Here is a 26,368-nt window from a genome sequence, read left to right as displayed (position 1 = left end):
GTGGGCAGAGATTTCTCTGCCCACCTTTGTTGTACCCGCCGGCGCCGGTCGCCCGTGGAATACCCGGGACCTGACGACAGTTGTTACCGGAAGCGCCGAAACCGGCGCGCCCAGATCCTCGACAGCTTCGGCAAGGAGACCCTATGAGCACCATCGACGTGACCGACACCACTTTCGCCGACACCCTGGCGGCCAACGACGTTGTTCTGGTGGACTTCTGGGCCGACTGGTGCGGCCCGTGCAAGCAGTTCGCGCCGACCTATGCGGCGGCATCGGAGAAGCACCCGGATGTGGTGTTCGCCAAGGTCGACACCGAAGCCGAGCAGCAGCTCTCCGCGGCCGCCGGCATCCAGTCGATCCCCACGCTGATGGCCTTCCGTGAGGGCGTGCTGGTGTTCTCCCAGCCCGGGGCGCTGCCGCCGGCGGCCCTCGAGCAGGTCGTCACCGCGGTGAAGGCCCTGGACATGGCCGATGTGCACCGCCAGGTGGCAGAGCAGAAGGCGGCCGCTGTGCAGGGCTCCGAGGCCTGACCGGAGCCGTCGTCACCGCCGGTTAGCGGCGGGTGTATTCCTCGTCGGTGACGTGCTCGCCCCAGGTGGTTTCGGGGCCGTCCGCGATGGCCTCCCACATGGCGAGGTGTTCCATGAAGTCGGTGGGCGTGGCGCCGTGCCAGTGCCATTCGCCCGGCGGGGTGTAGATGGTCTGGCCGGGGTGGATTTCGACGATCTCGCCGCCACGGGACTGGATCAGGCCCAGGCCCTCGGTCACGTGCAGGGTCTGGCCCACGGCATGCGTGTGCCAGGCGGTGCGGGCACCGGGTGTGAACCTGACGGTGTTGACCCGCATCCGGCTCGGCTCGGGGCGCGCGCCGGCGATGACGTCGAAATACACGTCACCGGTGAACCACTCGGCGGGTGCCTTGACGGTGTTCTGCTTGGGCTGGATTTCCATTGTGTGTGCTCCTCAGCATCGGTGTCCACTTCGACGCTACGGCGGTGCGGATGATTGTGGGATGCCCTGTCAGGGCACGTCACGGCGTGGTCCGGACCGGGCCGGAGTCACCGCCTGTTCGCGGCGGCGAGTGCACCTATGCCGAAAGTGAACAGGCCGAAGGCTGCCATCATGGGGATTACCGCGACCTCCAGGCCAGTGGCGAAAACAACCAGTGCCGCCCCGAATACCAGCATCGCCGTCACGACACACGCGAAGGCCACCTGCCGCAGTAGTGGGTGCGGGTCGAGGTCAGACGTGCGAACGCGCATGGCTGATTGTCGTCCCTGCGGTTGAACGGCGGGCGACTTCCTGCACAAGCGCTGGTGAACCGCACAGCCGGTGGTCAGTCTCGCAAGCCGGTGAGGAACCGCGCGTCCCGCTCGTACATGTCGGCCTCGTCGTTCAGGTGCGGCTTGGCGAGTTCCTGCGCCTTCTGACGGGATATCTCGGCGAGGTCGTACAAACGGATGACCGCGAGCCGGATGACGTCGCTGAAGGTAGCCTCCGACCCGTATGCGGCTAGGAGCAGAGCCACCCGACGGCGAGCCTGGTCCATGCCCGGGGCGTTGGCAGGAGTGTCCGCCGTGAGGGGAACGGCGCGCGTGGCGAAGTAGGCGATGTCCCACAGGCGCGGGCCAGGCGAACACATGTCGAAGTCGATGGCCCCGACCATCGCACCGTCGACGAAGGCCAGGTTGTGCGGTGCGAAGTCGTTGTGGCAGATGACTTCGCTGGGCACCTTCGTGCGGGATTGCCACACCGCATCATCGAGCGCGAAGCCGATGCTGGCGTCGTGGAGCTGCCGAAGCCGTCTGGCCCCGTCTCTGAGCACGCTGTCCCGCCACACCCAATCCGGCAATGGGTACAGCGGCACATCGCCCTCGATGAACGAGAGCCGTTCACGCTCCCCCTCCACGGCCACGGGCTGCGGCGCCCAGCTCACCCCGGCCATGGCCAGGTAGTCCAGGTACCGGTGCACTGTCGGCGTCCACGGGCCGGCCACGCGGAGCACCGTGGCACCGTCTCTTTCCACGGCGTTCATGTTGCCACCGGGCAGAAGACCATCCGTCGTCACGTCGCTCATTTCGCCTCGTCGGTCCACAGCCCGGGCACCACGATCACGAGCTTGCACCGCGGGCAGCGGTGGCAGGACTCCAGGCCTTCGGCGGTGTCCACACCATCCTGGGTCATTTCGGTGCCGCAGGCCGGGCAGAGCGGGCCGGGCTCGCTGAAATCGAATTCCTCGTCCATCACTCCAGTGTGCCGTGCTGTGGGAGGAAGTTTCGCGCAACGCGGAAGCCGACGTCGTCGATCCGCAGGCCGGGGTAGCTGCCCCGCCGCACGGACGCACGGCAGCTCCAGTGCTGGTCGAACCATCCCCCGCCCCGCAGCACGCGATAGGTGCCGTAGCGCTCGGGGTCCGCGAAGTCCCAGCACCACTCCCAGACACTGCCCAACGAGTCGTACAGGCCCCAGGAGTTCGGCTGTTTACCGGCGACATCGTGCGGGCGTTCAGCCGAGTTGCCGCGGTACCAGGCAATGTCGTCGAGGTCCCCATAGCGGGGCCCGGTCGTTCCGGCGCGGCACGCGTGCTCCCATTCGGCTTCGGTCGGCAGCCGGTAGCCCGCCGCTGAGACGTCCCAGGCGATGGTTTCGTCGGCGCCCAGCCGATACACCGGGGTGAGGCCGGCCCGCTCCGAGATGGCGTTGCAGAAGCGGATCGCGTCCCACCACGACACGCCCTCGACGGGCAGCCGTGCGCCCGGGGTCGAGGCAGGCCAGAGACCGGTGACCTGGGCGTACTCCTCCTGGGTCAGCGGATACGCCGCGATCTCGAACGCAGCGACATCGGCGCTCCGGCTGCGGCGGGTTCGCGCATCCGTCATGGTCACGCTGCCCGCGGGGACGGCGACCAGGCGGGGTGCGGTATCCGGCGGCATACCTGCACGCTACCGCCGCGCTGGGCGGGGCGCCGCCGTGTTACGCCGAGATCGCGACGAGGACCAGGGCGCGCAGGGTGGGCTGGTCGGACCAGGTTCCGGCGAGCACCTCGTGGGCCGAGTCCGGTGCCTGGTTCGCCAGCACGTCGTCGTCGCCGAGCACTCGCGCCACGACGATCCGCAGCGATCCCGCTGTCACGACGGTTGCGCCCGGTTCCTGGCGGATGTTGATCTCGGCGACCGTGGGCGGTGTCACGACGGTACCGCCGGGCGTGCCGCTGCCGGCGACCATGGCGGTGGGCTCACGCACCACCAGCTGCCCGTCGACCTCGATGTTCAGCTCGGCCTGGTGGCCTCCGGTGAGCGCGGCGTTCGCGACGGCCGCGAGGTAGGCCGGGTCGCCGGTGGCGTCGTAGACCCACCGCTCCCCCAACACCGAGTGCTGCATGGTGGTGATGAGTGAGGTCTCAGCGCCGGCGAGCGGGGCATCCCGGTAGGTGACGGGCACCTGCAACACCGGACCGTCGCCGGCCGTGATGAGGATGGTCTCGATGCCGACCTGTCCCTCCGGGTCGTCGAACCTGTAGGCGGCGAGGTTCGTCACGCTCACGCCGGCCTCGCCGACGAACCAGGGCTGGGCGGGCGCCCAGCTGCTGAGCAAGTCGATCTTCGACGGAGTGATGTCAGCTTTGTGGAGGAGGGCCATGACACCGATCCTACGGCGGCCGGATGATCAATCGGCGTCTTTCAGGGCGGACTGTACGGCGATCACGCCCGCACCCCACTGGTCGTCGAAGAACCGCTGGATCGAACCGTCGTCGTAGATGACCGAGACCCAGAGATAACCGTTTTGGGTCCAATTGGAGAGGATCGGCATCGCGGACCAGTCCGAGGCTGTGGCCGGGCTGTATTCGGCGGCGTTCAGCTCGTCCTGTAGACGCAGCAGGGTGCTCTCGGTGCTCGGGCCCGGGTTGGCCTCGTCGAGCCGGGGGTCGATCTGGGCGAGTGGGTCGTAGAGCGACAGCGGGATGGGCGGCTGGGTAACGGTGAACGCGGCGGCGTCCCAGGTCCCGGTTATGGCGTAGCTGCCCCAGGTGACGCCGGATTGCGTCTCGGACTGGTCAACCGTCGCCCAGTCCCAGCCGAGGATGGGCGGACCGCCGCACTGGGGCGGGAGCGACTGGGCGACCGCGCCCAAGCAGAGCTGGGGCTCCTCACCGTCCCTCTGCAACACCGTGGCCTGCGCGAGCACCTCGCCGGCGGCGGCGGGGCGGGGAAACTGTCCAGGGGAAGCCGCGGGGCCGGCTCCCGGTGCGTCACTGCCGGCGCATCCGCCGAGGGCGAGGATGCTGGCTGTGACGCCGGCCAGCACGAGGAGCCCTGAGATTCTCATGACCGTAGTGTGGCAGGCGGGCGCGGCGGCCGCCGGCAATCATTTATTGTCGAGGAATGACTTTCAACGACGACGCCAAGTACTCCGGCAAAGGAGTGCGCAAATCCGGCCGCCGCACCGGCCTCGCCGTCGGTGGCGGAGGCCTGGGCCTCGTGGCCATCGTGCTGCTCTCCCAGCTGCTCGGCGTCGACCTGTCCGGCCTACTCGGCGGCGGCACGGCCGGGGGCACTGGCGAGGGCGAAACCACCGCCCTCACCGGCTGCTACACCGGTGCGGACGCCGACGACGACGTGGAGTGCCGGGTGGGCCTCACCCGCGACTCGCTGGAGGACTACTGGGTCGAGCAGGCGCCGGCCCTGGGCATCCCCTATGTCACACCCAACATCCAACTGTTCGTCGATGGGGTCGACACCGGCTGCGGCGCGGCCACCAGCGCGGTGGGACCGTTCTACTGCCCGGCCGACCAGCTGATCTACCTGGACACCGCGTTCTACGACACGCTGCGCACCCAGTTCGACGCCACGGCAGGCCCGCTTTCCCAGCTATACGTGGTGGGACACGAGTGGGGCCACCACATCCAGAACCTGGCCGGCACGTTCGCCACCGCAGACACCTCGCAGACCGGTCCCACCTCCGACGCCGTACGCGTCGAGGTGCAGGCCGACTGCTTCGCGGGCGCCTGGCTCGGCTCAGCGGCCGAGACCACGGATGCCGACGGCACGCCCCTGCTGGACCCGATCACCGACGCCCAGATCGCGGATGCGCTCAACGCGGCGTCCGCCATCGGCGACGACCGCATTCAGGAGAAGACCCAGGGCCAGGTGAACCCGGAGTCCTGGACCCACGGCTCCAGCGAGATGCGCCAGAGGTGGTTCCAGACGGGCTACACGAACGGGGCGGAGGCCTGCGACACGTTCGCCGCGGCCGACGCAGACCTGTAAGGCTGCTACTTGGGTTCGGTGAGATCGACGACGCGGCCCTTGGCATCTGCCTTGACGACTTCGATGCCCTTGAGCGCGGCTGCCTTGGTCTGGTAGCTCTCGGAGGTCATCAGCACTTCACCGCTGTGGGTCTTGAGCTTGAAGACATAGCCACCGGATCGGTCTGCAGTCAATTCATACTTGCCGGACATGACACGCTCTCTTCGTCGAGATGGAACTCCGCCGGCTACGAGGCCGGTGGCGCAACCTTACCGCGCCGCGCCGGGTCAGTATCGCCGCGCAGGCCGAGCGCCGGCAGCAGCACACCGTCGATGAGCGTGATGAGGAAGTCCCGGTCAACGGGCTTACGTTCGATGAGCGTGCGGTAGGCGGCCATCGACGGGGTCACCAGGCAGAGGGTGTCGATGTCGCAGGTGGGTGAGATCTCGCCGCGGTCGACGGCCCGCTGCATGAGGAACCGGTTGGCCGCGGCCCGCGGCTTGACGATCGCGTTGTTGGCCGCGTCGGCCATCTCGGGCGTGGCCGAGAGCATCGACATCAGCCCGGCCATGATCTGCATCTTCTTCTCGGCGTCTTCGATGGAGCGTGGCTTGATCATCGCCACGAGGTCTCCGCGCAGGGTTCCGGTGTCGGGCAGACGGTCCGGATCCAGGTCGCCCTGCTTCATGCAGGCGACGGCGTCGATGACGAGTTCGTTCTTCGACGGCCAGCGCCGGTAGAGCGTGGCCTTGCCGGCCTTGGCCCGGGTGGCGACCATGTCGATGGTCATGCCGTCGAAGCCGGTCTCGGCGAGCACCGCGAGCGCCGCGGCCAGGATCTCCGGGTCACGGGTGTGGTCACGCTTGCGGCCCAGTTTGGTCTCGGCCGCGGGGTTGCCGGCCACCGCGACGGGTTCGAGCTGCGCCACGACGTTGACCTCCATTTCCGCGTTGCGGATCAATCCTGTATGCCTCCACATGTTACCGGGGCGTAAATTCAGGAACTGTTAAGATCCGGAACTCCACAGTATCGTATAGAGTCGCGTTTATGCCTGAAACGATCCCAGCTTCGTCATCCACGACGAGTTCCTCCGTGCCCCATTCCCGCCGGTGGTGGACCCTCAGTGTGGTCGCCCTTGCCCAGCTCATGGTCGTGCTCGACTCCACGGTCGTGAACATCGCTCTCCCCTCCGCCCAGGCCGACCTCGGCTTCTCCAACGGCGACCGCCAGTGGATCGTCACCGCCTATTCCCTCGCCTTCGCCAGCCTGCTTCTGCTCGGCGGGCGACTCTCCGACCTGCTCGGGCGCAAGCGCACCTTCATCATCGGCCTGATCGGGTTCGCCGTCGCCTCCGCGCTCGGCGGCGCGGCCGGCACCTTCGGCTGGCTGGTCGCCGCCCGGGCCCTGCAGGGCGCGTTCGGCGCGCTGTTGGCCCCGACGGCCCTGGCCGTGCTCACCACGACCTTCACCATCCCCAAGGAACGGGCCAGGGCCTTCGGCGTCTTCGGCGCGATCGCCGGTGCCGGCGGCGCCGTTGGCCTGCTGCTCGGCGGCTTCCTCACCGAGTACTTCGACTGGCGCTGGAACCTCTACATCAACGTGGTCATCGCCATTGTCGGGGTGATCGGCGCCGCGATCTTCGTCGACCACCTGCAGCGCACCGGTCCGCGCCCGAAGCTCGATATTCCCGGCACGATCCTGGTGTCGGCCGCGCTGTTCGGCCTGGTCTTCGGCTTCTCCAACGCCGAGACGGATGGCTGGGACTCGCCGCTCACCTGGGGCATGCTCGCGGGCGCCGTGGTGTTGCTCGTCGCGTTCGTGCTCTGGCAGCGGAAGGCGGCGCATCCGCTGCTACCGCTGCCGATCGTGCTCGACCGCAACCGTGGCGCCGCCTATCTCTCGGTGATGATCGCCGGTGCGGGAATGTTCGGCATCTTCCTGTTCGTCACCTACTACCTGCAGACGTCGCTCGGGTTCACGCCCATGCAGACCGGTTTCTCGTTCCTGCCGATGATTGCGATGCTCGTGCTCGCCGCGCAGCTGTCGACGAACATCTTCGTGCCGCGGTTCGGCCCCAAGGTCATGGTGCCGTTCGGCATGGCCCTGGGCGCGCTCGGCATGGTCCTGCTCACCAATCTCGACCTGGACAGCACCTACGCGGCCAACGTCCTGCCGCCGCTGATGATCCTCGGCTTCGCAATGGGGTCGATCATGCCCGCCTCGATGCAGACCGCCACCCTCGGCGTCGACCGCCAGTTCGCCGGCGTCGCGTCGGCGATGGTGAACACCAGCCAGCAGGTCGGCGGCTCGATCGGCACGGCCCTGCTGAACACCCTGGCCGCCACCGCTGCGGCCGACTACGTGGCGTCACACCTGCCCGCGACGGCCGAGGTGGCCGCGCAGGCCGCGGTGACCAGCTACGCCACCGCGTACTGGTGGGGTGCCGGCTTCTTCGCCGTCGGCGGCATCATCGCGGCGCTGCTCTTCCGCAGGATGGGCCACGGCCTGTCCCTGTCGAACGCCCACCTCGCCGCCGACGCCGAGCCGGTCGTCGCCCACTAGCTCCGGCCGGCGTCCAGGTCAGCCATGGACGCCGGCTCGAGGGCGGCATCCGTCTTCTCAGAGCGCACGAAGGCGATGCCGATCAGGATCAGGAGACCGCCGATCAGCTGCGGGACGGTGAGTTGTTCGCCCAACAACAGCCAGGCGTAGAAGGTGGCGGCCACGACCTCGAGCAGGCCCACGAACGAGGCGAGCCTGGAGCCGAGCAGCTCGCTGGCGGCGATGCTCGTGGAGTAGGCGATGGCCGTGGCCACCACGCCGATGATGACGAGCGGCAGCCACCAGGGCACCGTGCCGCCGAACATCTCCACGTCCGTGGTGGAGGTGGTGAAGGGCACCAGGCCGCTCAGCCCCACCGCCCCCAGCAGCACACCGCCGAGCAGCAGACCGAAGCCGGCCAGCGCCACGGCCGGCAGCCCCTCGCTGGGCTGCGCCGCCACGAGGTAGTAGATGGCGCAGCCCACCATGGCGGTCAACGCCAGGGTGAGGCCGAGAACGTCCAGCCGTGCCGACCCACCCGGGTTCACCACGAGGATCAGGCCGGCCAGCGCCACCACCGAGCCGACGAGCACGACCCGTTTGGGCATCCGCCGGCCGCGCGCCCAGGCCCAGCCGACGAGCAACAGCGGGGCCATGTACTCGATGAGCACCGCGGTGCCCACCGGGATGCGCTCGATCGCGCCGAAATAGGCGAGTTGAGTGCCGGCGACGCCGATGACCGCCATCGCGAGCACCCGCCAGCGAGCACGCCAGAGTGTCGCCCATCGGCCGTGCAGCGCGATGACGGCCACGGGAGCGAGCACGATGCCGCCGATGAGCACCCGCACGGTCACGGCCCCGGCCGGACTCCAGCCGCTCTCGAGCAGCGGCTTGGCGAGGGCTCCGGACAGGCCGAAGGTGGCCGCGGCAACGAGGGCGATGACCAGGCCGAGCGAGGTGGACGAGCGAGTCATGGGGCTCCAGGCGTATGGGCAGTCGACGGAATCGCGGGGTGTTGCTCATGAAGATAGTGTGGTCATGAGTAAGGAGTCAATTTGCATTTTGCCCCTGACACCGAGGCGAGTCTGGCGTTCACCGTCGCCCTCGCCAACACCGTCGCGGGCGCCACGAAGAGCGGGCTCGACGAGCTCGCCACGCCCGCCCAGCTGACGGCCTTTTTTGTGGCCCACCGGTTCTCCGGCCGCCTCGATGCGACCGAGACCGAACTGGCCGAGGTGCGTGACACCCGCCAGCGGTTGCGGCACATCTGGCTGCTCGGCCGCGACGACGCGGCCGTGGAACTGAATACCATGCTGCAGAGCGCCAGGGCCTTGCCCCGGCTGATGCGCCACGACGGCCTCGACTGGCACCTGCACGCCACCGACCCGGCGGCGCCGTTGGCCGAACGCATCCAGGTGGAGGTTGCCCTGGCCCTGGTCGATGTGATCCGCACCAACGAGTCCGGCCGGCTGCGCGCCTGCGCGGCCCCGGACTGCGCGGGCGTGCTGGTTGACCTCTCCCGCAACGGCTCGAAGCGGTTCTGCAGCATCCGCTGCGGCAACCGGATGAATACGATCGCGTTCCGGCAGCGCGCCGCGGTCTAGGTCGAGCTCACGGGTGCGGCCGGCGCAGGAACAGCTGGCGCAGAGCGCGGATGAGCAGGATGAAGCCGACCAACCCGATCGAGGCGCCGAGGAACGCGAACAGCCGCACGCCCTCAACGAGGTCGGGACCGGCGTCGGAGACCACCAGCACGATGCCCAGGCTGACGGCGGTGATGCCGATCAGGACACCCACGACCTCGGTGACGACCGCGCCGATCCACCACCTGTCGTCCGGCTCGGCGAAAGCGCGGATCCGCAGGCTGAAGGTGCCCTTGGCCAGGGAGGAGCTGATGGTCTCCAGCCGGCGCGGCAGCCGACGGGCCGTGGCCTGCAACACGGCCGCCTGCGACTGCAGCGAACCCAGCAGAGACCGGGGCGTGATCAGGCGCCGCAGGAAATGCGGCACCCTGGCGAGCGCCGTCTCCACCATGTCGAAGTCGGGGTCGAGGATGTCCAGGCACCGCTCCAGGGTGATCAGCGAACGCAAGGCCTGGCCCAGCGAGGTCGGCACGGCCAGGTGGTGGTCGCGGATCGTGTCGACCATCGCGGCGAAGATCGAGCCGTCCGCGCTGTGCCGGTTCACCGTGAGCACGCGGCCCAGGTCGCGTTGCAGCGCGAGGATGTCGGCATCCTGTGGCGCCTCGACAACCAGCAGCAGCGCATCCGTCGTGGCGATGTCGTCGTCATTGGCCGCCGCCATCAGCAGCGTCACCAGGCCCTCCCGCATGCTGCGCTCCAGCACCCCCACGTTGCCGAAGTCGATCATGCCCAGCATGCCGTCGGCGCGCAGCATCAGGTTGCCGGGGTGCAGGTCGGCGTGGAAGATGCCGGTCACGATCACCTGTTCGAGAACCGCATCCAGCAGGGCCCCGGCGAGCGCGCCGCGGTCCTCCGGGTCCATCCTGGACAGCCGCTCCCCCGCCGCGTTCAACGGCACACCGTCGATGAGGTCCATGGTGAGCAGCCGGCGGGAGCTGGCCTCCGGGTACACCCGGGGCACCACGAGCACCTCCTGGGCCGCCGACGACGCGACCACGCTGCCGATCTGCCGGGTGCTGTTGAACTCGATGCGGTAGTCCAGCTCGTCCCGCAGGGACCGGCCGAAGCCCTCGGCCAACGACACTACCCCGAAGTCGCGCCCCCAGCTCGTCTGGTTCTCGATGCGCTGCGCGAGCCGAACGATGATGTCGATGTCCGCGGCGACCTGAGCCGCCGCGGCCGGCCGTTGCACCTTGAGCACCACCCTGGTGCCGTCGAGCAGGGTCCCGGCGTGCACCTGGGCGACGGATGCCGCCGCGAGCGGCTCTGCGTCGACCTGGCTGAACACGCTCTCGAGCGGGCCGCCGATCTCGGTCTCGATCACCTGGCGGACGGCGGGCCACGGCAGCGTCGTAGCGCCGGACTGCAGTGAGGAGAGCGCCTGGGTGTAGCTGGCCGGCAACAGGTCACGCCGGGTGGAGAGCAGTTGGCCGAGTTTCACGAAGGTGACACCGGCCTCGTTGATCGCCGAGACGAGGGCATCCGGGGTGCGCCCGACCTTCTTGACTTCGCGGGGCGCCGCGCCGGGCCGCTCGCTCAGGATCCAGCCGATGCCGTGCTTGGAGAGCAGGGTAAGGATCTGCAGGTAACGCTTGGTGCGCCGGCGCCGGTGCAGGGCCGCCCGGAACGCGTCGACAGGGTTGGCGGCCGTGGTGGGCCAGAGCGCTTCGGTGCCCACCAGCACGGCCATGCCGAACGCGAAGACCCAGCCGAACGCGAGCGCCACGAAGAGCACCACGACAATGATCGGCACTTTGGGCGTGCCGTCGTCGTCGATCACCTTGGCCTGGGTCGAGACGAAGTAGGCGAACGGCCAGCACCCCACGAAGACCAGCAGTCCCACCAGGAAGGTGCGCAGCCAGCCCACCGTGGTGCCGAGCAGCGAGCGGGTGGCGAATCCGATGGCGACGGAGAAAACGAGGGCGACCAGGATGATGACGATCCACGTCCAGAACGATTCCAACAACCCGTGCCCCGCAATCTCTCGCTGTTGGCGCTCAGGCTACCGCGCTCGTGCCACACTGGAACTGTCCCATCCCCCAGAGTCAGGTTCAACCAGTGAAGATCATCGTCGGTTTCGCGCTCACGCGCTGACACCCGTCGATCTGCCGCGCCCGCGGCTTCCGGAGTCAGTGCCCACACTGACGACGGGGAGTCCCATGGCTACGGCCCACATTTCACCCATCCTGCTGACGGATATCGGCCTCATCTGGCCAGACGGATCCATCGCGTTCACCGGCATCACCGCCGCCTTCGGCCGCGGCCGCACCGGACTGGTCGGCGCCAACGGCTCGGGCAAATCCACGCTGTTGCGGCTGATCACCGGTGAGCTGGCGCCCTCCGCGGGCACCGTGGCGCGCTCCGGCGAGGTCGGCTACCTGCCGCAGACCCTCACGCTCGGCGTCTCCGTCACCGCGGCCGACCTGCTCGGGGTTCGCCCGAAACTCGACGCGTTGCGGGCCATCGAGGCCGGCGACGTGCACGAACGGCACTTCGACGTGCTCGGCGACGACTGGGACATCACCACCCGTGCCGGCGAGGCGCTGCGTTCGGCCGGACTGACCGAGAGCGACCTCGACCGGCCGGTCGGGCAGATGTCCGGCGGCGAGGCGATCCTGGTCGCCATCGCGGGACTGCGTCTTTCCGCCACCCCGATCACGGTGCTCGACGAACCCACCAACAACCTCGACGGCGCCGCCCGACGGCGGCTGGCCGTCATGGTGCGGTCGTGGCCGGGCGCGCTGATCGTCGTGAGCCACGACAGCGCCCTGCTGGACCTCATGGACAACACCGCTGAATTGCACGCCGGTGCCCTCACCGTGTTCGGCGGACCGTACGGCGCTTTTCTCGAACACCTCGACCGGCAACAGGCCGCCGCGCAGCAGGCCCAACGTTCCGCCGACCAGGTCGTGAAGAAGGAGAAGCAGCAACGCATCGAGGCCGAAACCAAGCTCGCCCACCGCGGCAGGTTCGCGCGCACCGAGTTCGAGAACAAACGGGTACCCAAGATCGTCATGGGGCTGCGTAAGTCGGCTGCCCAGGTATCAGCGGGCAAACTCCGCACCGAGTTCGACGGCAAGGTGCAGGATGCCCGCGCGGCGGCCGCCGACGCCGCCGCCCTGGTGCGCTCCGACGACAGCATCCACGTGGACCTGCCCGACCCGCAGGTGCCGAGCGGCAAGCGCCTGGCCGAACTGCACGGCAGCGATCGCGGATTTCAGCTGCACGGCCCGGCCCGAGTGGCGCTGACCGGCCCCAACGGTGTGGGCAAGACCAGCCTGCTCGAGTCGCTTGTGCACCCGGAGACCGCCCGTGCCGGGCGCGCCACCGCGATCGCGCACACCAGCCGGATCGGCTATCTCAGCCAGCGGCTGGACGGGCTCGACGACGACGCCAGTGCGCTGGAGAATCTGGCCGCGGCAGCCCCGGCCGTCCCCGACGGGGAGCTGCGCAATCGGCTGGCGCGGTTCCTGCTGCGCGGGGACGCCGTGAGCAGGCCGGTGCGCAGCCTGTCCGGCGGGGAACGGTTCCGGGTGTCGCTGGCGCGGCTGCTGCTGGCCGACCCGCCTGCGCAGCTGATCGTGCTGGACGAACCGACGAACAACCTCGACCGTGGAAGTGTCGACCAACTGGTCGGCGCGCTCGGCGCCTACCGGGGTGGCCTGCTGGTGGTCAGCCACGACGACGCGTTCCTGGCCAGGCTGGGCATCACCGATTGGCTCAGCCTCGACGCGGCCGGGCGGCTGGCCGAGGGGGCGCCGTCAGCGCACGAGGAGTGAGGTGCAGGTGCAGGTGCAGGTGCACCGGCAGCCGCAGGATCACGCGGCGCTCCGGGCCAGCGCGGTGAACGCCGCGGTGGCCCGCGGGTTGTCGGCCGGGCACTCGCTGCGGAACCGCCGGGTTGCCGTGCCGGCCTCATAGGACGCGAACTCGATGTCGAAACCCGACCCCAGCTGCACAGCCAGCCGCATCGCCAGGCGGATGCCGGTGGCGGTGAACTCGCCGGCCAGCTCGGGGGTGCGCCAGGAGAAGTCCTCGGTCAACGCGTCGTAGTAGCCGATCTCCCAGCGGATCAGATCGGCGACCAGGGCGGCGTCGAGCTCAGTGGCGGCGTATGCCACGGGGTGCGGGCACCAGAGCACCGTGCCGGCGTAGTCGGGCAGGAGGCGCACGAGCACCGCCGCCGCCGACGTGGACTCGCCGACGCAGTCGTCGATCGACCGGCCGACCCTCTTCTCACGATGCATGATCGCGCTCCCCCCAGCGTGCTGACGTCTCTCACATTCCCCGGTCCCTACGATTTCAGGTGTCGGCGGTCGGCGCAATTCGCGGCAGGGGTCTTAGCGTCCGCTGGTGCTGACCACCGGGGCATTGTCGCAGGAGGAGGTCTGCGCCTCGGCGACCCGCGGGTCGTCCTGAGGCAGGGCGGCCGATACGGCGGTGTAGCCGTTGATGGCGGTGAGCCCGTCTGCCGACACCGTGATTCCGGTGGCCATCAGGGAGTAGCTGTCGTCGCGGTTCTGGGTGACCTGGAGGCCGTTCAGTTCGAGGCCGCCATCAACTTCCAGGCAGCCCACCCCGGTACCGGTGTCGTTGCTGTTCTGCATGTCGAAGGTGTACGGCCGGGCGTCCACACCGATCGGGGTGACGAACTCGCAGTCCACGATCGCGTGCAGGGTGGCGCTGCGGCTGTCGTCCAGCACCGTCACCACCACACCGTTGTGCAGCGCTGCCGTCCAACCGCTGTGCCGGCCGGGACCGGCCAGGTCGTCGGCGAGGGAGACCGTGGCGCCGGACGCCATGGTGATGCCGAAGGTGAACGGCGAGGTCGACTCGTCGTACCACTCGGTGTCGTTCTCGCCGTCACCGTCGATGTCGGCGATCTCAGCGCTGACCGCGCCGGCCGGCATCGACTCGGCCGTGACCGGGCAGCCCGTCGGCTCATCGACGGCGGGGTCGGCCGATGAGTCTGGCGCCGCATCCGCGGAGTCGCCGGACTCGGACGGTGACACGGCACCGGTCTGCGCCACCCCGGATGCCGCACACCCGGTCAGAGTGAGGGCCAGGAAACCGGCGGTGACGAGAACCCGGCCAGCGATCTTGGTTTTCGAGTGAACGGTTGACATCAGCATGATGCTACCGACGTTGTCTGGGCGGCCTCCGTGTTTCGGGCCCGCTTTCGGAGACGATTGCCAGCGTGGACTGCGGCCGGTGCCTGGAGAGCCCGACGACACCGTAGGCCGCGATCGCGCCGGCGATGACGAACGCGATCAGGGCGTATGGCGGGGCCTCTGACGCCTCCCCGAGCACGACGATGCCGATGCCGACGGCCACGAGGGGATCCACCACCGTGAGGCCGGCGATCACCAGGTTCGGCGGACCCGTGGAGTACGCGACCTGCACGAACACGCCGCCAACGATCGCCGCCGTGAGAATGCCGCCCACGCACAGCAGGGTGAGCAACGACAGGTCGCCGGCCACCAGCTGCGTGATGGTGAGTTTGGCCAAGGTGGCGACGAAGGCGTAGAGCACCCCGGCACCGAGCACGTAGGCCACGGCGGTGAGGCGGGCGCGGAGCAGGGTGAAGATCAGCCCGCAGGCGATCAGTACGACGCCGAGCAGGATCAGGATGATCGTCACCTGGGGCGGCTGGATGGGCCGGTCGGTGGCGTACACGGCGGCGATGGAGACGAAGATCACGATGCCGCCCACCGACAGGGCCACCGAGCGCAGCACGGTGCCGTCGAGCCTGGTGTGCGCGAGGCGGGAGTCCACCACCGTGGAGAGCACCAGGGCGGCCACGCCGAGCGGCTGCACCACGAGCAGCGGAGCCAGGCCGAGGCTGGTCAGCTGCAGCACGATGGCAAAGCCGAGCAGCAGCGTGCCGAGCAGCCAGGACGGTCGTCGCAGCAGGGCCAGCAGCTGGCCGATACTCATCTTCTGCTGGTCGCCGGGGCGCAACAGGGAGGTCTTGCCCACGCCTCGATGCTGCAGCTGCGCGCCGAGGGCCAGGAAGACCGTGCCTGCGAGCGCGACGGCAATGCCGAGGTTCTTGCGGGCGACCGGGTCGAGAAACGACACCATCGCATCGGTGACTTCGGTGGGCATAAAGGACACGGGCACATCCAGACCTTATTTCAGCGCGGCCGCCGTCGACAATTCGGGCGGGTCTGCTTCGGCGTCGCCGGCAGGTGTTAGCGTTCCGGCATGAAGCAGAAAGAGCTCTTCCTCCAGGCGGATGCCGCGTTGCGCTCCGTCATCGACCGGATCACCCCCGACCAGCTGGACCTCCCCGCCCCGACCGACTGGACGGTGACGCCCAACCCCACCGTACGCGACGTTCTGGCCGCGCACGCCCGCGATGAGGCCTGGGTGCCCGACGTGCTGCTGGGCCGCACCATCGAGGACGCCGGCGGCACCTACGACGGCGACCTGCTCGGCGACGACCCTGTCGTGGCCTACGACCGGCTCAACGACGTGGCCACCGCCGCCGTGCAGGAGGACCTGAACCCGGAGAAGGTCGTGCACCTGAGCTACGGCGACTTTCCGATCCGTGAGTACCTGGAGCACATCAGCATCTACCGGGCATTCCAGGCCTGGTCCATCGCCCGCCACCTCGGCTGGGACTACACGTTGCCGGCCCCGTTGGTGCAGAGCCTGGAGGAGATCATCGGCCCACAGATCGACGGATTCCGAGCGATGGGAGTGTTCCCGCCCGCGGTGACCGTGCCCGAAGACGCCGACCGGGAGACCCGGCTGCTGGGCGCGGTGGGCTACTGGGTGCCGAAGGGCTGACCGGCCTCGACGGCCGACCTGGACCGACGCGCCTGATCGGCCAGGGTGATGGCCACGACGAGCACGCAGACGGTGGCGACCAGCACCACCACCACGGTGACCCCCGTGGCCCCGGCGACGAGCGGCACCAGCAGCACCAGAGCCGCCGCCGGCAGGATCACCACGGGCCGGATCTGCGACCTGGACACCAGAACCGCGTGCACGGCCCAGAGCAGCACAAGGAAGATGCTCACCGGCAGGGCCACCGCATAGCCCAGCGCCACCGACGACACCTCCAGGTGATGACCGGCCTCGGCCACCGCCACCTCGAGTCCGGCACCGAGCGCGGCCAGCGCGGCGAAGACGCCGTAGTGGCCGTACCCCCACAGGAAGGAGCGGCTGCGTTTGACGGAGAGCCCCTCCCCCGCCGGCTCGAGGAAGTACAGCCACCAGATCGCGAACAGGGTCACCAGCGCCGCGGCCGACACGAGCACCAGGTCGCCGCTCACGCCGCCCTCGCTCAGTGCCTCCTGCACACCGAAGGTGGCCGCCAGCACGCTCTCGCCGAGCACGATGATGACGAACAGGCCGTACCGTTCGGCAATGTGGTGCGGGTGCCAGAAGGTCTTGCCCGAGCGTTCCGCCCAGAACGGCACGGACAGGTCGAGGGCCACGAGCACGACGAACGAGAGCACGCCGACCTCCTCCGGCAGGGCCAGCCTGACCAGCCAGCCCAGCTGCACGAGGCTCACCCCCACCGCGTACCGCCAGGCCGTCACTCGGCCCTCCGGATGCTCGAAGCCGGCTCGCAGCCATTGCGCCACCAGGCCGATGCGCATGATGAGGTAGCCCAGCGTGATCGCCCGAAAATCCTGCTCGGCGAACGCTGCCGGCACTCCCGCGGCGAGCACGAGCACCCCGCCCATCTGCAGCATGGTGAGCAGCCGGTAGGGCACATCGTCGGTGTCGTAGGCCGACGCGAACCAGGTGAAGTTCATCCAGGCCCACCAGATGGCGAAGAACACCATCAGGAACGGGCCGACCTCCTCGAAGCCATGGCCGCCCTCGATGCCGTGCGCCAACTGCACGACCAGCTGGGCCACCGCCACCACGAAGGTGAGGTCGAAGAGCAGTTCGAGCGGGCTGGCCACCCGGTGCGCCTCACCGGTGTCGCGGGCGCTCATGCGCCTGTGGAGTCTGAAGTCGCCCGCATCCGTCATGCGGACAGCCTAGGGACAGTTCGGCTAGGAACGCACCAGTCGGGCGATGGCGTCGCCGGCTTCCTTGAGCTTGGCCTGGGCCTCGTCGCCGCCGACGGCGACGGCGTCGACGACGCAGTGGCTGAGGTGGTCGTTGAGCAGGCCCAGGGCCACCGACTGCAGTGCGCTGGTCATGGCCGAGACCTGGGTGAGGATGTCGATGCAGTACTTGTCGTCGGTGACCATGCCCTGCAGGCCGCGGGCCTGGCCCTCGATGCGGCGCAGGCGCTTGAGGTAGTCGTCCTTGTTCGAGATGTAGCCGTGCGGGCCGTCGTGGGTGTGGTCTGCGGTCGTGTCTGCGGTGTGGTCTGCGGTCGTCATGGTGCGCTCCTGGCTGTCGGCTGACCCTATACCCCCTCACGGTATCACAATCATGCGCTAGAGTACCCGGAGGGGGTATCCCCGCATCGCAACATCCGTATCGCAGGAGAAGGCTCACATCATGGCTCAGACTGAATCCGTCACCGACTTCCTCGTCACCGGCATGACCTGCGGCCACTGCGTCGCCAGCGTCATCGAAGAGGTGTCCCTGGTGCCGGGGGTCAGCGCGGTGACCGTGGACCTCGTCGTCGGCGCCGCCAGCACGGTACACGTCACGAGCGCCGCCGCACCCGCTCATTCGGAGATCCGTGCCGCCATCGACGAAGCCGGCTACGAATTGCAGGGTGCCGGCGCCCAGGGCTCAGCAGCATGAGCGAGCCCGTCGACCTCGTGGTCGGCGGCATGACCTGCGCGTCCTGCGCCGCCCGCATCGAGAAGAAGCTCAACCGGCTGCCCGGCGTGGAAGCCACCGTGAACTACGCCACCGACAAGGCCACCGTGCGCCTGCCGGAGGGCACCAGCATCGACGACGCCATCGCCACGATCGTGGCCACCGGCTACACGGCGCGGCTGCCCGCACCGCCCGCCGCCGCCACGGCCGCCGAACCGGCCGACCTGGATGCCGACACCCTGGCCCTCCGCCAGCGCCTGCTGGTCTCGACGATCCTGGCGATCCCGGTGACCCTGCTCTCGATGGTGCCGGCCCTGCAGTTCACCAACTGGCAATGGCTCGCGCTCACCCTCGCCGCGCCGGTGGCCGTCTGGGGCGCCTGGCCGTTCCACCGCGCCGCGGCGGTGAACGCCCGGCATGGCGCCGCCAGCATGGACACCCTGATCAGCGTCGGCGTACTCGCCGCGTTCGGTTGGTCGCTCTATGCCCTCTTCCTCGGTGATGCCGGAACGGCCGGCATGACCATGCAGATGGACCTGAGCATGACGGCGGCCGGGTCCGGTGAGATCTATCTCGAGGTCGCCTCCGCCGTGACGGTGTTCATCCTCACCGGGCGCTACGTCGAGGCCCGCGCCAAGACCCGCTCCGGCGCTGCACTGACGGCGTTGGTGAACCTGGGCGCCAAGGATGTCGCGGTGCTCCGCGGGACGCTGGAACAGCGCATCCCAATCAACGAGCTCGTCGTCGGTGACGTTTTTGTGGTGCGCCCGGGCGAGAAGGTCGCCACCGACGGGGTCGTCGTCGATGGCGCCTCGGCCATCGACACCAGCCTGCTCACCGGCGAGACCGTGCCGGTGGAGGTGGGCCAGGGCGACACCGTGGTGGGCGCCACCGTCAACGCCGGCGGCCGCCTCACCGTGCGCGCCACCCGGGTGGGCGCCGACACCGAACTGGCCCGCATCGGCCGCCTGGTGGAGCAGGCCCAGACCGGCAAGGCGCCGGTGCAGCGGCTGGCCGACAGGGTCTCCGCCGTTTTCGTGCCCATCGTCTTCGTCATCGCCCTGGGTACCCTGGTCACCTGGCTGGCGCTCGGCGCCAGCGCCGAGCAGGCCTTCACGGCCGCCGTGGCCACCCTGATCATCGCCTGCCCGTGCGCGTTGGGCCTGGCCACCCCCACGGCGTTGCTGGTGGGCACCGGGCGCGGCGCCCAGTTGGGCATCCTCATCCGCGGACCGCAGATCCTGGAGTCCACCCGCCAGGTGGACACCATCGTGCTCGACAAGACCGGCACCGTCACGACCGGGCGGATGGCGCTGCTCGGCGTGCACGTCGCGGCGGCGGTTGCCGCCGACGCCGGCGTCTCAGCCAATGAGGAGACTGTCGATGGTGTGGCTGGCGCAGAGACCGAGCTGTTGCGGTTCGCGGGCGCTGCCGAGGCCGGCTCCGAGCATCCGATCGGCGCTGCCATTGTGACCGGAGCGGCCGCCAGGGCCGGTGTACTGCCGGCGGCCACCGACTTCGCCTCGGCGCAGGGCTTCGGTGTGCAGGCCGTCGTCGACGGGCACCTGGTGCTCGTGGGGCGGCCGCGCTGGCTCGCCGACGAGTGGCGGATCGACCTGCCGAACGACCTGTCTGCCGTGCTCGACGCCGTCGAGGGCGCCGGCCAGACGGCCGTGGCGGTGGCCTGGGACGGCGCGGCCCGGGGCATCCTCGCCGTCGCCGACGAGGTCAAGCCCTCCAGCGCCGCGGCCATCGCGCAGCTGGTGACCCTCGGCCTCAGGCCGGTGCTGCTCACCGGTGACAACCCCACCGTGGCGCGCTCCGTGGCCGACCAGGTGGGAATCAGCGAGGTCTTCGCGGGAGTGCTGCCGGCGGAGAAGGTGGAGCGGGTGCGCGCGCTGCAGGCCGCCGGCCACGTCGTGGCGATGGTGGGTGACGGGGTCAACGACGCCGCGGCCCTGGCCGCCGCCGACCTCGGCATCGCGATGGGCACCGGCACCGATGTGGCCATCGAGGCCAGCGACATCACCCTCGTGCGGGCCGATCTGCTCGCCGTGGTCGACGCCATCCGGCTATCCCGGCGCACCCTGGGCACCATCAAGGCCAACCTGTTCTGGGCGTTCGCCTACAACGTGGCCGCGATCCCGCTTGCCGCGCTCGGCCTGCTCAACCCGCTGATCGCGGGCGCGGCGATGGCCTTGTCGTCGGTGTTCGTGGTCACCAACAGCCTGCGCCTGCGCGGGTTCCGTGCGTCGAGCTAGCGCGCTCCGCCGGCCGTGCCGTGCCGGGCGGCCGGCAGCCGCCAGGCCAGCACGGCCGTGACCAGACCGACGATGCCGAACACGAGCTGCAGAGGGTGGAAGCCGATCAGCGAGAACTGCACGATCTCGAAGAGCACCAGGCCCACGCCGGCGGCCAGCGAGAGAAGGCGGGCGTAGGGGCCGCGGCGCCACTGCCAGACGGCGGTGACCGCGAAACCGAGCCCAACGAACAGCGCCAGGGCGGCGCCGGGCAGCAGCCAGTTCTCGAACGCGGTGCCGTCGAGGACCGCGGAATCGGCCATCAGGAGCGAACCGTCAGGGGCCAGCATCAGCAGCGCCCCGCCGGCCAGCGCGGTCGCGCCGGTGACGGCTTCGAGCGCGATCAAGGTTCTCTCTGATCCGGAGCGGGTGAGGGGTGGGTTTCGAGTGGGTGCCTGGATGCGGTGGGTGCCGGTTGCCGTCATGCCCCGAGTATCACCCGGCGGCCTGTTGAGCGCGAGGGGTCGGTGCGCGGCGCACGTGGGAGGGTGCGCGCTCACTCCCCCGGCCGAGAGGACACTTGCGGCCCACCAATTTGCCCCGAACGGGCCCCTTCTGCCCGTTCGCCGAATTGGGACATGGCGAGCGGTCAGTTGGGGCCCACATTAGGTCGTCTCACGGGCCGCAACTGTCCACTCGCGGGTCACACCTCGTCGCCCGCGGCAGCCCTAGCCGCGGGGCCGGCGGGTGCGCATGGTCAGCTGCACCACCACCGCAGCGACCAGCATCAGCACCACGGCGATGATCGAGGTGACACCCACCCCGCTGTCGAACGCGGCCTTGGCCGATTCGGTGAGCGCGTGAGCGTCCACGGCGGGCAACTCGCCGGCCACGCCGAGCGCACCACCGAGGGTCTCGCCGGCCTGGGCGGCCGCGCCGCGGCCGAGGCCGTCGGGCAGCACCACGCTGGCCCGGTAGGACGCCGCGAGGATCGCGCCGAGCACGGCCGTGCCGAGCACGGCACCGAGTTCGTAGGCGGTCTCGGAGACCCCCGCCGCAGCACCGGCCTTGTCCGGCGGCACCGAGCTGAGGATGGTGTCATTGGAGATCGTCTCCGCGGCGCCGACGCCCACCGAGAGGATGCCGAAGGCCAGGACGACGACACCGGCGGTGAGGTTCTCCCGCAGCAGCACGATCAGGCCGAAGCCCACCGCGGAGAGCAGGATGCCGCCCACGATCACCACGCGCGGCGGCACCCGCCGCACCACGTAGGCCGAGGCCAGGCCGGCCACGACCGACAGCACGGCCCCGGGCAACAGCAGCAGTCCGGCGGCGAGCGGGTCGAGGCCGAGCACGAGCTGCAGGTGCTGCGACACGAAGAACAGGAAGCCGACCAGGCTGAACACGGCGAGGAAGTTGGCCAGCACCGACCCGGCGAACGGGGCGTGCTGGAACAGGGTGAGGTCGAGCAGCGGGTTGTCGATCCGCAGCTGGCGGCGCAGGAACAGCGCCCCGGCGACCAGGCCCAGCAGCAGCGCGCCGACACCGAGCACGCCGACACCGTCGTGGGTGAGGGTCTTGATCGCGAAGACCAGCGGGGCGAGAGTGAGCAGCGACAGGGCCACGCTGATCCCGTCGATGCGGAGCGGTGCCGGGTCCTTCGACTCGGGGATGAGCACCCCGGCAAGGGCGACGAGGGGTAGCAGGAACGGCACCGCGATGAGGAACACCGCGCCCCAGTGGAAGTGCTGGAGCACGACACCGCCGACGATGGGGCCGAGGCTGGAGCCGGCCGCGAAGGCGCCGGCCCATACCGCGATGGCCAGGGTGCGCTGACGGGCATCCAGGAACAGGCTGCGCAGCAGCGACAGCGTAGAGGGCATGATCATGGCGCCGAAGAAGCCCATCACCGCACGGGCCGCGATGAGCAGCTCGGCGGTGGGCGCGAACGCGGCCAGGACCGAGACCAGGCCGAAGCCGGTGGCGCCGATCAGCAGGAGCTTGCGACGGCCGACCCTGTCGCCGAGGGTGCCCATGGCCACGAGCAGCCCGGCGAGCACCAGGGGGTAGATGTCGACGATCCAGAGCAGCGTTGTGCTGCTCGGGCGCAGGTCGAGGCTGATCGCCGGCAGGGCGAAGCTGAGCACGGTGTTGTCCACCGAGATCAACAGCACGGGCAGCATCAGCAGCACCAGGCCCGCCCATTCGCGGCGGCCGGCGCGCGGTACGGCTGCGGAGAGGTCAGGGGTGCGGATGTCGTCTGTGGTGCTCATGTCTACCTGGCTGAAGAATCGGGGTTCCGGAGAACGGCGAGTTTTACTGCACCATTGGGTACAGCAGATTTAGACTATACCACCAAGTACAGTAAAGTGGCGGTCATGGCCCAACACCGCGACAGCGCCCGCGAGAGCATCCTCACCGCGTTCCAGGAACTGCTCATCGACACCAGCGGTTCCGGCGCGTCGCTGGACGCCGTCGCCCGCGCGGCCGGTGTCACCAAGGGCGGGCTGCTCTACCACTTCGGCTCGCGGGACGGCCTGGAGACGGCGCTCATCGACCGGCTCGAAACGCTGGCCGACTCCGAGTACGAGCGGATGCGCGCCGCCCCGACCGGCGCCGCCGCGTACTACGTGGCGATGGCGGAGTACGTCAACAGCCCGCTGGACCGGGCGACCCTGGCCGGCGGGTCGCTGGCCCGCCGCAACCCGCGCGCCCATGCCGTGATCGTGGACATGCGCCGGCGCTACTTCGGCATCCTCAACGACGATCTGCGCGACCCCGACCTCGCCCGGGCCACGATGCTCCTGGCCGACGGGCTGTACTACGACGCCACGACGATCGGCGAACCCTTCGAACACGAGCTGGACATCCCCGCGTTCCTGGCCCGCCTCACTCCGCGAACCGTGAGCTAAGCACCACGAACTCGAGTTTTTCGGGGCTTAAGTCACAGCTCGCGAAAGGGGGTTAGGCCGCCTGGGCGACCTCGGCGGTGGCGACCGCCCGGTAGAGCGAGGCCAGGAGCAGGGGCAGCTGGTCGGCGGGCGCATCCGGGGCCTCCGGGTGCCACTGCACACCGGTGATCGGGAGGGAGCGGTGCTCGACGGCCTCGACCAGGCCGTCGGGGGCGGTGGCCACGGGCGTGAGGCCCGCGCCGAGCCGGCCGACGCTCTGGTGGTGGGCGCTCTGCACCGAGATGCGGGTGTCGCCCAGGGCCGCGGCGAGGGTGCTGGTGGAGCGGAGCACAACACCGTGGGTGGAGAGGATCTCGTCGATGGGGACGCCGATGTTGCGGTGGATGCCGTCATCGATGTGCTGCACGAGGTCGCCACCGAGCGCGACGTTGATGATCTGCAGTCCGCGGCAGATGCCGAGCACCGGGGTTCCCCGGTCGGCGGCGCGCTGCACGAGCGCGATCTGGCCCTCGTCAGCGTCGACGAAGTGCGGCGTCTCGCCCACGTAACCGGCCTGCGCGCCGTAGAAGCGCGGGTCGATGTCTTCGCCGCCGACGATCACGACGGCGTCGGCCGAGTCGGTGAGGTCGAGCAGCGCGGCGGCGTCGAGGTCGGCGGCGGCCAGGCGCACGACGGTCCAGCCGCCGTCGGTTCCGGCGTCGACGACGGTGGCGTTGAGGGTCTGCACCTTGGCGTGGTAGTCCGGGCGATCGGGCCGGCTGCGGGTGACCTCGATGACCGCGAGGGTCGGCCGCACGGGCAGCGACGGCGCGGGCAGCGGCAGGGCGGTCATGGTGGCGAGCTGTGTGGTGGTCATGACTCGCCTCCGTGACGGGATCGGGTGGTGGGGTGCGGATGGTGCGGGTTCCAGTGTGCCCGAGCCGCACCATCGGCATCCGGCTCGCGGTAACAGGGCGCAACAGAGCCGGGGGGTTCTATGCTCGACACGTCACCGCATCCGAGGGAGTTCACCCATGCAGCCCAGCCGCACGCGCAGACGACCGGTTCTGACCCGGATGGGCGCGGGTGTGTTGCTCGCGGCCGTTATCGCCGTGCTCGGGGCGGGGCTGGGCGCGCCGTCGCCCGCCCGGGCGGATGATCCGGTGACGTTCGAGGAGAGCCACATCGTCGACACTGTCGGCGCGCTCGGCGACCGGGAGCCCGAGGTGGTCGCTGCCCTCGACGAGCTCTTCGCCGGCACCCAGATCGACGTGTACGTGGCCTACGTGTCGAGCTTCGACGGGGTCGACGACACGTCGACCTGGGCCGACCAGACCGCGGTGGCGAACGGGTTGGGCAACAACGACGTGCTGCTGGCCGTGGCCACGGATGACCGGCAGTATCAGTTGTCGGTCGCCACCGACTTCGTGCTCGACGAGGCCCAGCTCGCCGAGGTGCAGAACACCGCCATCGAACCGTCGTTGCGGGAGAACGATTGGGCCGGCGCCGCCATCAACGGGGCCACGGCCATGGAGCAGAGCGCGGCCGGCGAGCCACTCACAGCCCCCGTCATCACGCCCGGTGAGGCCAACCCGGGCTCCGGCGGCTCCGGTGGCGGCTTTCCGCTCTGGATCGCCGTGCTGCTGGTGCTCGCCGTGGTCGGCGGCATCGTCGCGATCGTGATCGTGGTGCTGCGGCGGCGGGGCACGGCGCCGGTCACCGGCCAGGGGACGCCCGCTACCGAGGTGCCGACGGTCGAGCTGAAACGGGAGGCATCAAGCGCGCTGATCGAGACAGATGACGCCATCAAGACCAGCGGCCAGGAGGTGGGCTTCGCCCTCGCCTCGTACGGCGCTGCCGCCGCCGAACCCTTCCAGGCCGCCGTGAGCGGCGCGGCCGGCAAGCTCAGCCAGGCGTTCACCCTGCAACAGCGCCTCGACGACGCCGAACCCGACACCGAGGAGCAGGTGCGGGCCTGGTACCGCCAGATCATCGACCTGTGCGCCGAGGCCAACCGTGCCCTCGACGAGCAGGCCGCCGCGTTCGATGAGTTGCGCCAGCTGGAGGCCAACGCCCCGGCCGCCGCGGCGGAACTCGACACCGAGCTGGCGGCCATCGACGCCCGACTCGACCAGGCCGAGGCCCGGGTCGCCGAACTCGCCACCCGGTACGCCCCCGCGGCGATCGACACCGTCGCCGACAACCCCGAGCAGGCCGCCGAACGGCTCACCTTCGCCGCCAACGCGCTGGCCGAAGCCCGCACCCGGCTCGCCGCCGGCGAACCGAGCGCCGCGGCCGTGGACATCCGCGCTGCGGAGGAGGCCATCGACCAGGCGAAACTGCTGGTCGACGCCGTCGACAGGCTGGCCGCCGACCTCCAGCAGGCGGAGTCCGGCATCCCGGCGGTGCTCGCCGACCTCGACACCGACCTGGTCACCGCCCGCGCGCTGCCCGCGGCGGGTGACGCGTCGGCCGCGGTGCCCGGGGTGATCGCCCGAACCGAGCAGACCCTGGCCGAGGTGCGCGCCGGCCTGGCCGCGCCGCCGATCAACCCGATCGAACTGCTGAACACCCTCGAGGCCACGAATTCCGCCATGGATGCCGCGCTGCAGGGCGTGCGGAACGCCCAGCTGCAGGCGCAGCGTCTGCAGGCGGCGCTGGCCCAGAGCCTGCAGTCCGCGCGCAGCCAGGTGTCGGCGGCGGAGGACTTCATCACCGCCCGGCGCGGTGCCGTCGGCGCCGAGGCGCGCACCCGGCTGGCCGAGGCCGGCCGGTTGACCGCGCAGGCCGACTCCCTGGTGGCCAGCGACCCGGCCGCCGCACTGGCCGTGTCCCAGCGGGCCGGCTCGCTGGCCGCGGAGGCGACGGCCATGGCCCGGCGCGACGTGGACAGTTTCTCGAACAACGACGACGACTTCGGCGACTTCTTCGGCGGCGGCGGGGCCAGCCGGCGCGGCGGCAGCAACGGGTCGATGGGTGCCGTGCTCGGCGGCATCCTGATCGGCCAGATCCTCGGCGGCGGCGGCGGGTTCGGTGGCGGTGGCGGGGGCTTCGGCGGGATG

29 protein-coding genes are annotated in these 26,368 nt (G+C 69.9%); 10 read left to right on the top strand and 19 right to left on the bottom strand.

The window, feature by feature from the left end; translation table 11 throughout:
- Positions 1–143: 143 nt before the first annotated feature.
- Positions 144–530 carry a thioredoxin gene (gene trxA, locus CXY76_RS05205; protein ID WP_104163189.1) on the top strand — a complete coding sequence of 129 codons (387 nt, stop codon included), beginning with the start codon at positions 144–146 and terminating at the stop codon, positions 528–530.
- Between the two features lie 22 nt (positions 531–552).
- Here the strand turns inward: trxA and CXY76_RS05200 are convergent, their stop codons facing one another.
- The 7 genes from CXY76_RS05200 to CXY76_RS05175 form a co-directional block, all read right to left on the bottom strand.
- Positions 553–951 carry a cupin domain-containing protein gene (locus CXY76_RS05200; RefSeq protein ID WP_104163188.1) on the bottom strand — a complete coding sequence of 133 codons (399 nt, stop codon included), beginning with the start codon at positions 949–951 and terminating at the stop codon, positions 553–555.
- Positions 952–1,058: 107 nt separating this feature from the next.
- Complete coding sequence (locus CXY76_RS05195; RefSeq protein WP_104163187.1) at positions 1,059–1,262, bottom strand: hypothetical protein; 204 nt, start codon at positions 1,260–1,262, stop codon at positions 1,059–1,061.
- Positions 1,263–1,336: 74 nt separating this feature from the next.
- Complete coding sequence (locus tag CXY76_RS05190; RefSeq protein WP_104163186.1) at positions 1,337–2,077, bottom strand: phosphotransferase; 741 nt, start codon at positions 2,075–2,077, stop codon at positions 1,337–1,339.
- Positions 2,074–2,244 (bottom strand): hypothetical protein, encoded by a 171-nt coding sequence (locus tag CXY76_RS19360; RefSeq protein ID WP_158253841.1) that lies wholly within the window; start codon positions 2,242–2,244, stop codon positions 2,074–2,076. The genes CXY76_RS05190 and CXY76_RS19360 overlap by 4 nt, the downstream gene beginning before the upstream one ends.
- Positions 2,244–2,933 (bottom strand): formylglycine-generating enzyme family protein, encoded by a 690-nt coding sequence (locus tag CXY76_RS05185; protein ID WP_104163185.1) that lies wholly within the window; start codon positions 2,931–2,933, stop codon positions 2,244–2,246. The genes CXY76_RS19360 and CXY76_RS05185 overlap by 1 nt, the downstream gene beginning before the upstream one ends.
- Before the next feature lie 40 nt (positions 2,934–2,973).
- On the bottom strand, positions 2,974–3,639 hold the full coding sequence (locus CXY76_RS05180) for a hypothetical protein (RefSeq protein ID WP_104163184.1): 666 nt from the start codon (positions 3,637–3,639) through the stop codon (positions 2,974–2,976).
- 27 nt (positions 3,640–3,666) lie between these two features.
- On the bottom strand, positions 3,667–4,326 hold the full coding sequence (locus CXY76_RS05175) for a hypothetical protein (protein ID WP_146073373.1): 660 nt from the start codon (positions 4,324–4,326) through the stop codon (positions 3,667–3,669).
- A gap of 56 nt (positions 4,327–4,382) precedes the next feature.
- On the opposite strand from CXY76_RS05175, the gene CXY76_RS05170 reads away from it, so the two are divergent.
- The gene (locus CXY76_RS05170) at positions 4,383–5,267 is read left to right on the top strand and encodes a neutral zinc metallopeptidase (RefSeq protein ID WP_104163182.1); all 885 of its coding nucleotides are present in this window, start codon (positions 4,383–4,385) and stop codon (positions 5,265–5,267) included.
- A gap of 5 nt (positions 5,268–5,272) precedes the next feature.
- Here the strand turns inward: CXY76_RS05170 and CXY76_RS05165 are convergent, their stop codons facing one another.
- Both CXY76_RS05165 and CXY76_RS05160 read right to left on the bottom strand, forming a co-directional pair.
- Positions 5,273–5,458, bottom strand: a complete 186-nt coding sequence (locus tag CXY76_RS05165) for a DUF1508 domain-containing protein (protein ID WP_104163181.1) — start codon at positions 5,456–5,458, stop codon at positions 5,273–5,275.
- Positions 5,459–5,493: 35 nt separating this feature from the next.
- Entirely contained in the window at positions 5,494–6,207 is a 714-nt protein-coding gene (locus CXY76_RS05160; RefSeq protein WP_233199587.1) for a TetR/AcrR family transcriptional regulator, read from the bottom strand.
- Positions 6,208–6,338: 131 nt separating this feature from the next.
- Between CXY76_RS05160 and CXY76_RS05155 the strand changes: the two genes are divergently transcribed.
- The gene (locus CXY76_RS05155; RefSeq protein ID WP_233199586.1) at positions 6,339–7,808 is read left to right on the top strand and encodes an MFS transporter; all 1,470 of its coding nucleotides are present in this window, start codon (positions 6,339–6,341) and stop codon (positions 7,806–7,808) included.
- Here CXY76_RS05155 and CXY76_RS05150 read toward each other — a convergent pair.
- The gene (locus CXY76_RS05150; RefSeq protein WP_104163178.1) at positions 7,805–8,761 is read right to left on the bottom strand and encodes a DMT family transporter; all 957 of its coding nucleotides are present in this window, start codon (positions 8,759–8,761) and stop codon (positions 7,805–7,807) included. The genes CXY76_RS05155 and CXY76_RS05150 overlap by 4 nt on opposite strands.
- Before the next feature lie 81 nt (positions 8,762–8,842).
- On the opposite strand from CXY76_RS05150, the gene CXY76_RS05145 reads away from it, so the two are divergent.
- A complete protein-coding gene (locus CXY76_RS05145) occupies positions 8,843–9,391 on the top strand; it encodes a CGNR zinc finger domain-containing protein (protein ID WP_104163177.1) in 549 nt (182 codons plus the stop codon).
- Positions 9,392–9,398: 7 nt separating this feature from the next.
- Here CXY76_RS05145 and CXY76_RS05140 read toward each other — a convergent pair whose 3' ends face one another.
- Positions 9,399–11,396 (bottom strand): AarF/ABC1/UbiB kinase family protein, encoded by a 1,998-nt coding sequence (locus CXY76_RS05140; protein WP_104163176.1) that lies wholly within the window; start codon positions 11,394–11,396, stop codon positions 9,399–9,401.
- A 193-nt stretch (positions 11,397–11,589) separates the two neighbouring features.
- Here CXY76_RS05140 and CXY76_RS05135 point away from each other — a divergent pair, with 193 nt between their 5' ends.
- A complete protein-coding gene (locus CXY76_RS05135) occupies positions 11,590–13,209 on the top strand; it encodes an ABC-F family ATP-binding cassette domain-containing protein (protein WP_104163175.1) in 1,620 nt (539 codons plus the stop codon).
- Between the two features lie 39 nt (positions 13,210–13,248).
- Here CXY76_RS05135 and CXY76_RS05130 read toward each other — a convergent pair whose 3' ends face one another.
- The 3 genes from CXY76_RS05130 to CXY76_RS05120 all read right to left on the bottom strand — a co-directional run bounded on the left by CXY76_RS05130 (position 13,249) and on the right by CXY76_RS05120 (position 15,553).
- Positions 13,249–13,677 (bottom strand): hypothetical protein, encoded by a 429-nt coding sequence (locus tag CXY76_RS05130; protein ID WP_104163174.1) that lies wholly within the window; start codon positions 13,675–13,677, stop codon positions 13,249–13,251.
- A 93-nt stretch (positions 13,678–13,770) separates the two neighbouring features.
- Positions 13,771–14,556 (bottom strand): hypothetical protein, encoded by a 786-nt coding sequence (locus tag CXY76_RS05125; RefSeq protein WP_146073371.1) that lies wholly within the window; start codon positions 14,554–14,556, stop codon positions 13,771–13,773.
- Positions 14,557–14,566: 10 nt separating this feature from the next.
- The gene (locus CXY76_RS05120) at positions 14,567–15,553 is read right to left on the bottom strand and encodes a DMT family transporter (RefSeq protein WP_233199585.1); all 987 of its coding nucleotides are present in this window, start codon (positions 15,551–15,553) and stop codon (positions 14,567–14,569) included.
- 84 nt (positions 15,554–15,637) lie between these two features.
- Between CXY76_RS05120 and CXY76_RS05115 the strand changes: the two genes are divergently transcribed.
- A complete protein-coding gene (locus CXY76_RS05115) occupies positions 15,638–16,225 on the top strand; it encodes a hypothetical protein (RefSeq protein WP_104163171.1) in 588 nt (195 codons plus the stop codon).
- On the opposite strand, the gene CXY76_RS05110 is transcribed toward CXY76_RS05115, so the two are convergent.
- Entirely contained in the window at positions 16,204–17,388 is a 1,185-nt protein-coding gene (locus CXY76_RS05110) for a low temperature requirement protein A (protein WP_233199584.1), read from the bottom strand. The two genes, CXY76_RS05115 and CXY76_RS05110, sit on opposite strands and share 22 nt — an antisense overlap.
- 60 nt (positions 17,389–17,448) lie before the next feature.
- The gene (locus CXY76_RS05105) at positions 17,449–17,784 is read right to left on the bottom strand and encodes a metal-sensitive transcriptional regulator (RefSeq protein WP_104163169.1); all 336 of its coding nucleotides are present in this window, start codon (positions 17,782–17,784) and stop codon (positions 17,449–17,451) included.
- A gap of 121 nt (positions 17,785–17,905) precedes the next feature.
- Between CXY76_RS05105 and CXY76_RS05100 the strand changes: the two genes are divergently transcribed.
- Together CXY76_RS05100 and CXY76_RS05095 are read left to right on the top strand one after the other, a co-directional pair.
- Positions 17,906–18,157 carry a heavy-metal-associated domain-containing protein gene (locus tag CXY76_RS05100; RefSeq protein ID WP_104163168.1) on the top strand — a complete coding sequence of 84 codons (252 nt, stop codon included), beginning with the start codon at positions 17,906–17,908 and terminating at the stop codon, positions 18,155–18,157.
- The gene (locus CXY76_RS05095; protein ID WP_104163167.1) at positions 18,154–20,436 is read left to right on the top strand and encodes a cation-translocating P-type ATPase; all 2,283 of its coding nucleotides are present in this window, start codon (positions 18,154–18,156) and stop codon (positions 20,434–20,436) included. Before CXY76_RS05100 ends, CXY76_RS05095 begins: the two co-directional genes overlap by 4 nt.
- On the opposite strand, the gene CXY76_RS05090 is transcribed toward CXY76_RS05095, so the two are convergent.
- A complete protein-coding gene (locus CXY76_RS05090; RefSeq protein ID WP_146073370.1) occupies positions 20,433–20,900 on the bottom strand; it encodes a hypothetical protein in 468 nt (155 codons plus the stop codon). The two genes, CXY76_RS05095 and CXY76_RS05090, sit on opposite strands and share 4 nt — an antisense overlap.
- A 243-nt stretch (positions 20,901–21,143) precedes the next feature.
- Complete coding sequence (locus tag CXY76_RS05085) at positions 21,144–22,688, bottom strand: MFS transporter (protein WP_104163165.1); 1,545 nt, start codon at positions 22,686–22,688, stop codon at positions 21,144–21,146.
- A gap of 105 nt (positions 22,689–22,793) precedes the next feature.
- Between CXY76_RS05085 and CXY76_RS05080 the strand changes: the two genes are divergently transcribed.
- Positions 22,794–23,327, top strand: coding sequence for a TetR/AcrR family transcriptional regulator (locus tag CXY76_RS05080; RefSeq protein ID WP_146073369.1), 534 nt, complete (start codon positions 22,794–22,796; stop codon positions 23,325–23,327).
- 52 nt (positions 23,328–23,379) lie between these two features.
- On the opposite strand, the gene CXY76_RS05075 is transcribed toward CXY76_RS05080, so the two are convergent.
- Entirely contained in the window at positions 23,380–24,183 is an 804-nt protein-coding gene (locus tag CXY76_RS05075; protein ID WP_233199583.1) for a gamma-glutamyl-gamma-aminobutyrate hydrolase family protein, read from the bottom strand.
- Between the two features lie 157 nt (positions 24,184–24,340).
- Between CXY76_RS05075 and CXY76_RS05070 the strand changes: the two genes are divergently transcribed.
- Positions 24,341–26,368, top strand: a 2,028-nt coding sequence (locus CXY76_RS05070) for a TPM domain-containing protein (protein ID WP_158253840.1), incomplete at its 3' end; no start/stop codon positions are given.

Origin of the sequence: Cryobacterium sp. N22 (assembly GCF_002929555.1) — a bacterium.
Lineage (GTDB): Bacteria > Actinomycetota > Actinomycetes > Actinomycetales > Microbacteriaceae > Cryobacterium.
This window is presented reverse-complemented; position numbering and strand designations above follow the sequence as displayed.